We start from the raw sequence: 12,732 nt of genomic DNA, 5'->3' as shown, positions 1-12,732 counted from the left end.
GGCACCAAACCGAAGAGAGCGAGTGCCATGGGACCTGAGGATTGAAAACCTCCAACGGGCGGCGACATTGCCGTGGAGGGACCAGGGGAAATGTGTCGTCCGTGAGGCTTCCCGTCCTTGGCCTGCGGTGGCAGAACGGTGCTTTCATGCCCTCGACCATGACCGGGTCCGATTCAACGACCCGACGAGAAGATGCGCGGTCGCCTCGGCGGGCGCGGCTGCCTTGGGATTTGGCCTCTGCGTCTTGGCTGCGCCTGAGATCATTGTGGGGGCTGTGATCGTCGTTGGCGTGGTGGCGGTGGCCGTCGCCGTCAAGGAAGCATTGGACACGCATGAGTTTCGGGGGAGTAGTCCGGAGGAACTGGACTCCGAGTCCCAAACAACGAAGTTCGCACCGCGGGCCATCTCAGCGAATCAAAAGCCCAAACCAGAGCCATCGGGACAGGACTGGTTCCCTCCAGTGCCGCATGAGCCGCGAACTCGAGAGCGCCGCCCGGAGTGCAGTCCCAAGCGCGTTCCGCCCAAGGGCGGAAACGTGCTACACAACTGGTGCGCAGACAACGTGCCGTTCAATGCATTCCGTGGAGCCAATGTGCTCGTCAACGGCAAGACCTACGATGCGTTGCAGCCCGCAGCGCGGACTCTCTGGGAGGTGAAGACCACCGCCATCGAAACGTACAATCCTTTCGTTCAGCGGACTGAACTTCAAAAGCAAGTGGAGGAGGGGCGACGCGAGCGAGACCTCGCCACGACCTGTGGATATGACTTTGTCGTTGGCGTTCGCACCGAAGCACACGAGCAACTCCTCAGGAATACGGCGCCCGACCTCAAGGTCGTACTCATGACGTGGTGCCAAGAACCATGATGCAAGACACCCTCGGTATCAAAGTCTATGGGCCAGCGTTGGCGAGGGATGACAGCCGTCCTATTGTCGTTGTCCATGCAATGGAGCGCGCGCTCCCCGGTTTGCGCCTGGAGTGGACCGTCTCTGACGATCACCAACTCCTCCATCTGCCTCAGCGCGATGCATGGCTCGCCCAGGCCAGAAGAAGCGGAGGCATTCCACTCATCTGCAACAATGACGAGGGTCATCCCATAGCCCTCTTCGGGTTGGAGCTTTCCGCGCGGTCTGGCCCCGGAGGCCAAGCGCTGCTTGAAATACACGCGGACGTTCCCTTGCACACGACCGTATTAGCGGTTTTGGTGGACATGATGGAGGCCGTGGCAGAGGGAGCGAACGCCTCATGGGGGCATGCCACACCCTTCCGGGCGAGCGCAGAAATCGCTGCGCAAACGACCCACCCGCATACGCCAGGGCTTCCGCCGCGGGGACTGCCGGCGCTCAAACTCCCCGAGATGATCGGCTCGCCAGAGATTCCGCATCGCCTCGGGTGGTTGAACTATTGGTCAGCCGCTGCCGCACGCGCCATCGGGTTCCCAGACCCAGCCCAGGATGCGGACCTGCTTTCACGGTCGCAGCGCACGGCGCGGGGGGGATGGGTCGTGCAACTCACGGACGCGCCGCTCGATTTGGACAAGCCTGACCATCTGATTGCAGTCGTCCGGGCCTATAAGCGCTTTCCGGCAATCGGCGGGCGCGCAGCACCTTGACCCCAGCACGCTCCAGTCCAACGACGGCATCGCGACCTGGAAGGTGAAGCTGGCCCCGGGCGAGCAGCGCACCCTCGACTTCGCCTTCCACGTCGACGCACCCTCCAGCTACGAGACGACGGGGCTCTAGACCGGGGCATCCTGCCCCTCACCGGGGCATTCTGCCCCGGCCGGGTGGGACTCACGACGCCGTCCCCCGAGTGACACAGCGCCGCGCATCCGTTGGCACAGCGGATGCTTTGCCTGAGCGAAAGGAAGCGTGGCCCGCCCGCCCCGGTGGCTGGCGAGGGCCCATGCGGCAATCGCCGCCTTCCTTGTTGCAGCACTCGCGGTACGTTGTGAGAACCCACCTCCGGTCCGTGCGCTCCCTCCCCCTCGAGGCGCACGGACCGGAGCAGCCTCTTTCGAACCGCCCGTGAGACTCGCCCGCAAGTTCACCCTCGCCCTCGTCCTGCTCGCCATCGCCGTCATGGCCGGCCTGCAGTACTTCCAGGTCCGCCGCGAGCTGGAGCGCTCCGCCCTGGACATGCAGCACGACCACCGGCTGCTCGGCCACACGCTCGCCGGCTCCATTGGCAAGGCGTGGCAGCTCGCCGGGGAGCGCGAGGCGCTCACGCTGCTCCATCAGGCCAACCGCTTCCAGGAGCAGGTCCACCTGCGCTGGGTGTGGCTGGACGGCGGCCCCGGCACCCCGAACCTCACCGGCTTCCCGCCGCGCCTGCTCGCGACCCTGCGCCAGGGCAAGGACGGCTCCATGGTGGACCCCGCCGTGGACCCCGGCCTGCTGCATTCGTACACGCCGGTGCTCATCAACAACCGGCTGGGCGCCATTGAAATCACCGAGTCGCTGGGCGCGCAGCAGCAGTACGTCAACACCGTCGTCATGGGCACCTTCGCCGCCACCGCCGCCATGGCCATTGGCTTCATCGTGGCCGCCATGGCCATGGGCCGCCGGCTGGTGGGTGAACCCGTGGACCAGCTCGTGTCGCTGGCGCACCGCATCGGCGAGGGCGACCTCACCGCCCGCGTGCCGCTCCCGCAGCGCCAGGGCGACGAGCTCACCACCCTGGCCGGCGCCATGAACCGCATGGGCGAACAGCTGGAGGAGACGCGCTCGCGGCTCGCCACCGAGACGGCCGCGCGGCTGTCCGCGGTGGACCACCTCCGGCACGCGGACCGGCTCACCACCGTGGGAAAGATGGCCTCCGGCGTGGCGCACGAGCTGGGCACCCCGCTCAACGTCGTCATGGGCCGGGCGAAGATGATCTCCTCCGGCGAGGCGGAGGGCGAGGAGGTGGGCGAGTGCGCGCAAATCATCTCGCAGCAGGCCCAGCACATGACGGCCATCATCCGGCAGCTCCTCGACTTCGCCCGGCGGCGCAAACCCCACCGCGCCCCCGAGGACGTGCAGGGGCTGGTGGAGCGCTCCCTGTCGCTGCTGCGCTCCATGGCCGCGCGAAGCAGCGTCACGCTGGAGGCGGACATCCCCGCGGGCCTCACGGTGGAGGTGGACGCGGGCCAGGTGCAGCAGGTGCTCACCAACCTGGTGATGAACGGCGTGCAGGCCATGAAGCAGCCGGGCGCCGTGCGGGTGCGCGCGGCCCGGACGCGGAGCACCCCGCCCCCGGACGTGGGCGGCCCCGAGGCGGAGTTCGTCCGCCTGGACGTGGAGGACGAGGGCCAGGGCATCCCCGAGGACGTCCTGGCCCACGTCTTCGAGCCCTTCTTCACCACCAAGGACGTGGGCGAGGGCACCGGGCTGGGCCTGTCTGTCTCCTATGGGCTCATGCAGGAACATGGCGGCTGGATTGCCGTGCGCAGCGAGCCCGGACGCGGTAGCTGCTTCTCCATCTACCTGCCGAAGGGTGAGGACACATGCCAGGCCGCGTCCTAGTCGTCGAGGACGAGCGCGAGATGCGCGCGATGTTGGAGAAGGGACTCACGCGCCGGGGCTTCACGCCCGTGGCGATGCCGTCCGCGGACGAGGCCCTGGTGCGGCTGGCCGCCGAGGACTTCGACGTGGTGCTCACGGACTTGCGCATGCCCGGCATGGACGGGCTGGCGCTGTGCGAGCGCATCGCCCTCAACCGCCCGGACATCCCCGTGGTGGTGGTGACGGCCTTCGGCAGCCTGGAGACGGCGGTGGCCGCCATCCGCGCCGGCGCGTACGACTTCGTCACCAAGCCCATCGACGTGGACGCGCTGGTGCTGGTGCTGGAGCGCGCCGTGCAGCACCGCGCCCTGCGCGAGGAGGTGCGCCGCCTGCGCCAGGAGCTGGGCCGGCGCGACGACAGCGGCACGGTGGTGGGAGAGAGCCCCGCCATGAAGCAGGCCTACGCGCTCATCGACCGCGTGGCGGACCTGGACTCCACGGTGCTGATTACCGGCGAGAGCGGCACCGGCAAGGAGGTGGCGGCCCGGGCCGTCCACACCCGCGGGCGCCGCAAGGACGGGCCCTTCGTGGCCATCAACTGCGCGGCCATGCCGGAGGCCCTGCTGGAGAGCGAGCTGTTCGGCCACGCCAAGGGCGCCTTCACCGACGCCAAGGCCGCGCGCACCGGCCTGTTCGTCCAGGCCCACGGCGGCACCCTCTTCCTGGACGAGGTGGGCGAGCTGCCCCTCACCCTCCAGCCCAAGCTGCTGCGCGCCCTGCAGGAGCGCACCGTGCGGCCGGTGGGCGGTGACACGGAGGTGCCCTTCGACGCGCGCATCGTCGCCGCCACCAACCGTGATTTGGAGCTGGCCGTGGAGGAGGACCGCTTCCGCGAGGACCTCTACTACCGGCTCAACGTCATTGGCGTGGAGCTGCCGCCGCTGCGCGCCCGGGGCAACGACGTGCTGGCCCTGTCCCAGCGCTTCATCGAGCAGTTCGCCTCGCGCACCGGGAAGCGGGTGCTGGGCCTGTCCCCCGCGGCGGCCCAGCGGCTGCTGGCCTACGGGTGGCCGGGCAACGTGCGCGAGCTCCAGAACTGCCTGGAGCGCGCCGTGGCCCTCACCTCCTTCGAGGAGCTGACGGTCGACGACCTCCCCGAGCGCGTGCGCAACTACAGCCAGCCGCGCGTGGTGCCGGAGACGCAGGACGCCTCCGAGCTGGTGACGCTGGAGGAGCTGGAGCGGCGCTACATCCACCGCGTGCTGGAGGCGGTGGGCGGCAGCCGCACGCTGGCGGCGCGCATCCTGGGCGTGGACCGCAAGACGCTCTACCGCAAGCTGGAGCGCGACGACACGCGCAAGGCCTGACGTCAGTCCACCCCGTCCAGGCGCACCTCGAAGAGGCGGGGCCACAGCTTGCCCGTCATGAAGATGCGGCCCGAGCCCGGCTCCACCGCGATGCCGTTGAGCACCGCCTCGTGGCTGGTCACCTGCCCCTGCACGGCGCGCGTCAGCGCCGACGCGTCGATGACGGCCACCACCGTCCCGGTGGCCGGGTCGATTTCGAGCACGTCCGAGCTGTGCCAGATGTTGGCGTAGATGACGCCGTTGGCGCACTCCAGCTCGTTGATGAGCTCCACGGGCTGGCCGCGCAGCTTCACCTGCACCGCGCCCACCAGGGCGAAGCCGTCCGGCTCGTGGAAGGTGAGCATGGTGCCGCCGTCGCTGCGCACCAGCTTCCCGTTCCAGTAGCACAGGCCCCAGCCCTCGCCCGTGTAGCGCGTGGTCCGCTCGCGCAGCGGCGGCATGCCGCTCCAGGTGAAGAGCAGGCCCTCGGTCCAGGTGAGCTGGTACAGGCGCTCGCCGTCGCTGGCCAGGCCTTCGGCGAAGATGTTCCCCAGCCGCTCCATCCACACCGGCTGCGCGGACTCCAGCGAGAGCTGCCGCAGCGTCCCCTGGTGCCCCGTGCTCTCGAAGAGGTGCCCCTGGTGGAACACCAGCCCCTGGGTGAAGGCGTTCGTCGCATGGGGGTATTCACGGATGATGTGCGCCACGCGCCGCACGGGTTCCTGCACGCCGCCTCCCGCATCCGGCACCGGCCGGTTCGTGGGGCTGCAATGACACGCCGCCCCCATTGCGAGCAACGACAGCAGCGAGGATGGAATCCGCATGAGACGCCTCATTGAAGCGGCCCGCGCGACGCCCACCGCCCCGCGCGAGCCTGGACCCAGGCCCGGCAGCCTGCAAGCCCCCGCCCCACCGCGTCCATTGCATTTACCGCCAGCTCCCCAACGGGGGGTGAACAGTCCGGCCACGCGCGCCGTGAAGGCTCAGCGCGGCGGCGGCACCAGCGTCTCCACCGCCTCGCACAAATCCTCCATGGCGAAGGGCTTGTTGAGCACCCGCGCCGCCCCGAGCAGCTCCGCTTCCTGGTGGAGCTGCGCATCCCCGAAGGCGGTGATGAGGATGACGGGTGTCGTCCAGCCCTCGCGGCGCAGGCGGGCCAGCACCTCGATGCCCGAGAAGCCGGGCATGCGCACGTCCGTCACGATGAGGTCCGGCACCTGCGTCTGCTGCGCGAGCAGCCCGTCCACCAGCGCCTTGACCAGTCCGGGCCCGTCCGGCGCCTCCACCACGTCATAGCCGCGCCGGGTCAGCGCCCGCCGCAGCAGGCTGCGCATCTCCGGCTGGTCCTCCCCCAGGAGGATGCGTGGAGCGCTGCGGCGCGCCACCCACTCACGCGTCGACCGCGGCCACTCCCGGACCTCGTCGCTGATCGCCGTGCATTCGTCTGGCCCCATCAATGGTTGCTCCTTGTGGTGTGGTGGGCACGCCCGCCGCCTGGGCCCCTTCCTCGTGGGGAGGCGGAGCGGCGCCGGGCGTCCGTCCCGTGAGCATCCGCCGTGCCACACCGTGGCCCCAGGCGCGTTCACCCCCTGCCCGCCCACCCGCCGGGCCACGAGGGCTCACCCGGTCCCCAGGCCCGGGCCGCCATGGGCCTGGGCCCTCTCGCCATATATGGATGCGCTCCGCTTCCGGGACGCGCGCGGCACCTCCGGACAGCGCGCCGGCCAGGTGCGGGAGGCTCCGGACAGCCCCCGCACCTGCTGTGCGGCCCGCTGGCGTCCGGGAAACCGGGGCGGGGCGCCTTGCCCCGGGGAGAAATGCCCCAAGTCGGGGCAGTTTGCCCCGGAGCCCTGGGGCGAATGGGGCCCGCACGGACCGTGGCCCCGAGGCAACCCGGGGGCGTGGGGCGTTGGCCCGCCAACTGCAATGCCCCCCAGCATCGGTTCGGGCGCGGGGCTCCTCCACAAGAAGCCCCATGGCGATGACCGCCGCGGACGTCGGGGGACAGTCCGCGGCAGGGCATCACCCTCCACCCCTCCAAGGTGGGCCCTTCTCGCGCAGGCCCCTCGCCTGAACCGGCATTTTCCTCTCTCGATTGGAGAACGAACGATGGCCTGCTCGCTCCCCTCCCGCCGTTTCCTCGGTGCGTTGGTCCTTCTTCCCGCCGCCACGCTCATCGCCTGTGACCAGGCGGTGGGCTCCGCGTCCGCGGCCTCGCCGTCGCCCGCCGCCCAGGTCGCCGCCGCGGCTCCGGCGCAGGCGGCGCCGCCCATCCAGAAGGCGCGCTTCAACCCCGCCGTGGCCGGGAGCCAGGGTGGCGTCACCTCGCTGGCGCCGCTGGTGGACGCGGTGAAGGGCGCGGTGGTCAACGTGGAGGTGCGCGCGCGGCCTCGCCGGTCGGCGGCCATGCAGCGCCTGCCGCCCGGCCTGGCGGAGCGCTTCGGCCTGCCGCCCGGCTTCGGCGGCCAGGGCCAGGGCCCGGCGCGGCAGGGCGCGGGCTCCGGCTTCATCATCGACCCGTCGGGCATCGTCCTCACCAACAACCACGTGGTGGAGGACGCGGACCGGGTGCGCGTGAAGCTGGATGACGGCCGCGCCTTCGACGCGGAGGTGATGGGCCGCGACCCGCTCACCGACGTGGCCCTGCTGAAGCTGAAGGACGCGCCGGGCAACCTGCCCGCCGTGCCGCTGGGTGACTCGGACGCGCTGCGCGTGGGCGACGCCGTCATGGCCATTGGCAACCCCTTCGGCCTGGCGTCCAGCGTGAGCGCGGGCATCCTGTCCGCGCGGGCCCGTGAGATTGGCGCCAGCCAGTACGACGACTTCCTCCAGACGGACGCCGCCATCAACCCCGGCAACTCCGGCGGGCCGCTCTTCAACATGAAGGGCGAGGTGGTGGGCATGAACACCGCCATCGTCGGCGGCGCCACGGGCATCGGCTTCGCGGTGCCCAGCAAGCTCATCCAGGCGCTGCTGCCGCAGCTCAAGGAGACGGGCGTGGTGCGGCGCGGCTGGCTGGGCCTCTCCGTGCAGGACCTCACGCCGGACCTGGCGCGGGCCCTGGGCCTGGAGGCGATGAAGGGCGCGGTGGTGGCGGGCATCAACCGCGGCAGCCCGAGCGAGCGCGCGGGCCTGCGCGAGGAGGACGTCATCACGTCCGTGAATGGCGAGCCGGTGGAGTCCGCGGGCGGGCTGACGCGCACCGTGGCGCTGCTCCAGCCCGACAGCCGCGTGAAGGTGGACGTGCTGCGCGGTGGCAAGGCGCAGACGCTGGAAGTCACCCTGGGCACGCGGCCCGCGATGAATGGCGAGGAGGAGGTGCTGCCGCGCAACGCGTCCGCCTCCGCGCCGCGGCGGCTGGGCGTGCAGCTCACGGAGACGCGGGACGGCGGCGCGCAGGTCGTGGCCGTGGAGCCGGGCAGCCCCGCCGAGCGCGGGGGCCTGATTCCGGGCATGGTGCTGGTCCAGGTGGGTGACCAGAAAATCACCAGCGTGGCCGACGCCGCCCAGGCGCTGACGTCCGCGAAGCCCGGCTCGGCGCTGCTGCTGCGCGTGCGCACGCCGGGTTCGGACTCCACGCTGCTGCGCGCGGTGGAAGTCCCGGAGCGCTGAACGCGGTGGTGGGAAACCCAGGACCCCCGGGATGGTACGTAGACGACCCCGGGGGTCCTGAAACCGGCGGACACCTGACGTAGAGTCCCCTCCGTGCCGCGATGCCAGACATGCGGACGGCGCTGGGAAGGCTCTCATGCGCCGTGCCCGCCAGGACCGCCTCCCCAGGGAGAAACGCCCTCGCCGTCCCCTGTGCCCGCGGTGCCGGGCTACCAGGTGGACGGCGTCTTCGCGCGCGGAGGCTTCGGCGTGCTGCTGGGCGCCCTGCGCGAGACGGACGGCCAGCGCGTGGCCATCAAGGTGGCGCGGGGGAGCAACTGGCTGGGCCGCGCCCAGCTCGCCCGCGAGGCGGAGGCCCTGCGCGTGCTCGGGCCGCCCACGGTGCCCTGTCTCTATGAGACGGGCGCCCTGACGGGGGGCGCGCGCTTCCTGGCCATGGAGTACGTGCCGCTGCCCACGCTGGCGGACCGGCTGGCCCGCGCCGCGGGCCCCCTCCCTTCCGATGAGCTGGCCCCGCGCGCGCTGGCCGTGGTGGACACGGTGGCCCGGGTGCACGCGCACGGGCTGGCCCACTGCGACCTCAAGCCCGAGCATCTCTTCCTCGACGAGGCGACGGGCCGCGTGCGCGTCTTCGACTTCGGCCTGGTGCGGGGCGCCGCCACCGACAGCCCCGCCCTGCCCAGCGACGCCTCCACGCCCAGCGACGTGTCCGGCTTCGCCGGCACCGCGGAGTACATGGCCCCCGAGCAGTGTGCGGGCAACGCGGACATCTCCACGCGCACGGACGTGTACGCGCTGGGCGTCCTCCTCTACGAGATGCTCACCGGCCGGCCGCCCTTCTTCGGCGCCACGCCGGACGTGCTCCAGGCCCACCTGTCGCTGCGCCCGCCGCCCCCGTCCGACTTCGCGCCCGTGCCGCCCGCGGTGGAGGAGGTCGTCCTGCGCTGCCTGGCGAAGGAGCCCGCACGCCGTCCGGAGGACGCCACCGCGCTGGGCACCGCGCTGCGCGAGGCCTTCGAGCATGCCCTCCGCGCCACCGCGCCCGCGACGCCCCGGCCCGCGGCCCCGGGCGAGCCGCGCCCCGCCCAGGTGCGCCGCTCCGTCGCCATCCTGTTCCTCACCTCGCGCGCCAACCCCGTGTCGCTCCAGAAGGCCCTGGCCTCCTATGGCGGCCACCTGGCCTTCTCCGACGCCCAGCGGCTCGCCGCCGTCTTCGACCCGGACGTGGGAGAGAATCCGGTGCGCCGCGCCATGCGCGCCGCCGAGGGCCTGGCGGAGCGGGGCCTGGCGCCCAACGGCCTGGTGGACGTGTCCACCGTCACCGTGCAGCGCCGTCCCACCGGCGCGCCGCGCTACCTGGGCGCCATCCTGTCACGCGAGGACCGCTACCCCAGCGGGCCCGAGGCCCACGGCCTGCTCATGTCTCCGGCCGCCGCCGAGGCCGTGCCGGAGGTGCCGTGCATGGAGGTGCCGGAGCTGCGCGGCCTGTTGCGCCCCGCGCCTCCGGGCGCCGCGCCCCGTCCGGACATCACCGTCCTCCAGTTGGGCAGCGAGGTGCTGGTGGGCCGCGAGGCGGAGCTCGCCGAGCTGCTGGAGAGCGCGCGCTCCGCGGTGGGCAGCGCCACGACCACCATCGTCACCGTGCTGAGCGAGCGGGGCCACGGCAAGAGCCACCTGGCCGCCACGCTCGCCCGCCGCCTCCAGTTGGTGCTGCCCCACGCGCGGGTGTACAGCACGCGCTCCCGCGAGCCGGTGCAGGGCGACCCCGACGGCACCCTGCGCACGCTGCTGCGCTGCGCCCTCAACGCCTTCGAGCGCGACGACACCGACACCGAGCAGCAGACGCGCGCCGCCATCCTCCAGCGCCTGGGCCCCACGCTGGGCAACGAGCTGTGGCCCGGCGTGGCCGCCACGCTGGGCTGGTACACCCCCGGTGGCCCGGAGCTCCAGAGCTGGGCCGCCGCGCCGGGCGCGCTGCGCTCGCTGGCCATGCGCGCCGCCGGTGAGCTGCTGGCCGCCAATGCCCGCGAACGTCCGCTGTGCCTCGTCCTGGACGACGCGCACTTCGCGGAGGAGACGGCCCTGGACGCGCTGGAGTACGCGTGCCTCGCCGAGGCCAGCGTGCCCCTGTGGGTCTGCGTGCTGGCGCGCCCGGGCTTCGAGAAGAGCCGCCCCACGTGGGGCACCCGCGCCGCGAAGCAGGCCAGCCTCGCGCTGCCCGTGCTCCCGTCCGACCAGGCGCAGGCGCTGTGCCGCCTGCTCCTCAAGCCGGTGGAGAACGTGCCCGCGCAGGCCGTGGAGCGCATCGTCGAGCGCGCGCAGCACGTCCCGCTCTATCTGGTGGAGCTGGTGCGTGGCCTCAAGCGCCAGGGGCTGGTGCGCCAGCGCGCGCCGGGCGGGAGCTGGTACCTCGTCACCGACGGGCTGGAGAAGGTCCCCGAGCTGCGGCTGGTGGAGTGGCTGGCGGACCGGGAGCTGGGCGCGCTGCCGCCGTCCCTGGCCGCGCACGCGCGCCTGTGCGCGATGCTGGGCACGGACTTCACCGCGGCCACGGCCGAGGGCGTGGTGCGCGAGCTGGAGCGCGACGGCGCCGCGGGCGGCTTCCCCCTGGACGCGGGCCACGCCACCAAGCGGCTGTTGGACTCCGGTCTGCTGGTGTCCCACCGCCACGAAGGGCTGAGCTTCCGCAACGAACTCCTGCGCGAAGCGGTGGCCGCCACCCTGCCGGCCGCCGAGCGCGAGCGCGTCCACCACGCGGCCTACCGCTACTTCCTCAGCGCGGCGGGGGCGGGCGAGCGTCAGCGCCTGCCCCGTCTGGCGTTGCACGCGGCCGCCGCCGGGCGCCGCGACGAGGCCGCCGCGCTCTCCATCGACCTGGCCGAGTCCGCCCGGGGCCGCCACGCCTTCCTCGACGCGGAGGCCATGTACACGCGGGCGCTGGAGCTGCTGGAGCCCACCGACGAGCTGCGCTGCCTCACCGCGCTGCGCGGCCGGGGCCTGATGCGCATCCGCATTGGCCGGTATGACGACTCGCTGGCGGACTTCGCGGCGGCCCGGGAGCGCGCGCGCCGCCTGGGCCACACGCGCACGGAGGTGGAGCTGCTGCTGGACGAGGCCATGGCGCTGGACTGGGTGAACGACTACACGCGCAGCGAGGCCCGCGCGCTGGAGGCCCAGCACCTGGCGGCCACGGTGGCCTCGCCCTACGTGCAGGCCCGGCTGCTGCTGGCGCTGGGCCGCGCGCAGTTCCGCAAGGGCGAGTGGCAGGAGGCGCGCATGCCCCTGGAGGCCGCCGCCGAGCGCGCGCGCCGCCTGGGGGACGCGGGTTATGAGACGCAGGTGGTGGCGCAGTTGCTGCTGGCCGTCATCCTCCCCAACCTGGGCGACATCGACGAGACGGAGCACGTGCTCACCGAGGTCATCACCGCCTGCACCGAGCGCGGCGACCACTTCCACCTGGGCAGCGCCATCAACAACCGGCGCAACTTGTGGGTGGCGCGCAAGGAGCTGACGCGGGCGCTGAGGGACCAGGAGCGCTTCATGCACCTGGGCCGCGAGCTGGGCATGGTGGGCTGGGAGTACTTCGCCGAGCACAACCTGGGCGAGCTGCACTACCAGGCCGGCGACGCCGAGGCCGCCGCGCCGCACATCGCCCGCGCTATTGCCCTGGAGCGGCGGCACCCGGAGGTGGCGTCCCGCCCGTGGGCCCTGCTGCTCCAGGCGCGGGCCCTGGCGTGGACGGGCCGGCACACCCGGGCGCGCGAGGTGCTGGCGCAGGTGCGGCAGGTGATGGCGGAGGGGCCTCCGGGCGTGGAGCTGAGCCCGTCGGAGGAGGTGCTCTTCTCCATGGTGGAGCTGGCCACGCGGGATGCTTCACCGGAGGCCTGGTGGTCCCTGCGCGAGCGCTCCGCCCAGGTGTCCGTGGAGCAGGAGCCGCTGGAGGTGCTGGAGATGATGGGGCTGGCGGCGCTGCGCCGGGGCGACCGGGAAGAGGCCGCGCGCGTGCTGCGCGAGGCGCTGGAGCGGGCGCGGCACGTGCCCAACCTCATGGAGGGCCGCATCCGCCGGTCGCTGGAGAAGGTGCACGAGCCGCTGCCGACATCATGAGGCGGAAGGCCATCAGCGCGGTGTGGTGAGCATCGCCACGGCGCACACACCCTGACTGACTACGCGAGCCCAAAGGCCATCAGCGCGGTGTGGTGAGCATCGCCACGGCGCACACGCCCTGACTGACTACGCGAGCCCAAGGGCCATCCGCGCGGCGTGGTGAGCATCGCCACGGCGCACACG

The 12,732-nt window shown here is 72.2% G+C and carries 8 protein-coding genes; 6 read left to right on the top strand and 2 right to left on the bottom strand.

Going from position 1 to position 12,732, the window contains the following annotated elements:
- Window positions 1–244: 244 nt before the first annotated feature.
- The 4 genes from MYMAC_RS04845 to MYMAC_RS04825 all read left to right on the top strand — a co-directional run bounded on the left by MYMAC_RS04845 (window position 245) and on the right by MYMAC_RS04825 (window position 4,851).
- The gene (locus tag MYMAC_RS04845) at window positions 245–865 is read left to right on the top strand and encodes a DUF6310 domain-containing protein (RefSeq protein ID WP_338026000.1); all 621 of its coding nucleotides are present in this window, start codon (window positions 245–247) and stop codon (window positions 863–865) included.
- On the top strand, window positions 862–1,611 hold the full coding sequence (locus tag MYMAC_RS04840) for a DUF5953 family protein (RefSeq protein WP_095957231.1): 750 nt from the start codon (window positions 862–864) through the stop codon (window positions 1,609–1,611). Before MYMAC_RS04845 ends, MYMAC_RS04840 begins: the two co-directional genes overlap by 4 nt.
- Window positions 1,612–2,026: 415 nt before the next feature.
- Window positions 2,027–3,505, top strand: a complete 1,479-nt coding sequence (locus MYMAC_RS04830) for a sensor histidine kinase (RefSeq protein WP_095957229.1) — start codon at window positions 2,027–2,029, stop codon at window positions 3,503–3,505.
- Window positions 3,487–4,851 carry a sigma-54-dependent transcriptional regulator gene (locus MYMAC_RS04825; protein ID WP_043709238.1) on the top strand — a complete coding sequence of 455 codons (1,365 nt, stop codon included), beginning with the start codon at window positions 3,487–3,489 and terminating at the stop codon, window positions 4,849–4,851. Before MYMAC_RS04830 ends, MYMAC_RS04825 begins: the two co-directional genes overlap by 19 nt.
- A gap of 2 nt (window positions 4,852–4,853) precedes the next feature.
- On the opposite strand, the gene MYMAC_RS04820 is transcribed toward MYMAC_RS04825, so the two are convergent.
- Together MYMAC_RS04820 and MYMAC_RS04815 are read right to left on the bottom strand one after the other, a co-directional pair.
- Window positions 4,854–5,654, bottom strand: coding sequence for a glutaminyl-peptide cyclotransferase (locus MYMAC_RS04820; protein ID WP_095957228.1), 801 nt, complete (start codon window positions 5,652–5,654; stop codon window positions 4,854–4,856).
- Window positions 5,655–5,813: 159 nt separating this feature from the next.
- A complete protein-coding gene (locus tag MYMAC_RS04815; RefSeq protein WP_013935899.1) occupies window positions 5,814–6,284 on the bottom strand; it encodes a response regulator in 471 nt (156 codons plus the stop codon).
- Between the two features lie 655 nt (window positions 6,285–6,939).
- On the opposite strand from MYMAC_RS04815, the gene MYMAC_RS04810 reads away from it, so the two are divergent.
- Window positions 6,940–8,442, top strand: coding sequence for a Do family serine endopeptidase (locus MYMAC_RS04810; RefSeq protein ID WP_095957227.1), 1,503 nt, complete (start codon window positions 6,940–6,942; stop codon window positions 8,440–8,442).
- Between the two features lie 93 nt (window positions 8,443–8,535).
- Window positions 8,536–12,549: a serine/threonine-protein kinase gene (locus MYMAC_RS04805; protein ID WP_095957226.1), complete on the top strand. Its 4,014-nt coding sequence runs from the start codon at window positions 8,536–8,538 to the stop codon at window positions 12,547–12,549.
- Window positions 12,550–12,732 lie beyond the last annotated feature (183 nt).

Source organism: Corallococcus macrosporus DSM 14697, from assembly GCF_002305895.1.
GTDB classification, from domain to species: Bacteria; Myxococcota; Myxococcia; order Myxococcales; family Myxococcaceae; genus Myxococcus; species Myxococcus macrosporus.
The sequence above is the reverse complement of the archived record's forward strand: the minus strand, read 5'-3'. Positions and strand labels throughout refer to the sequence as shown.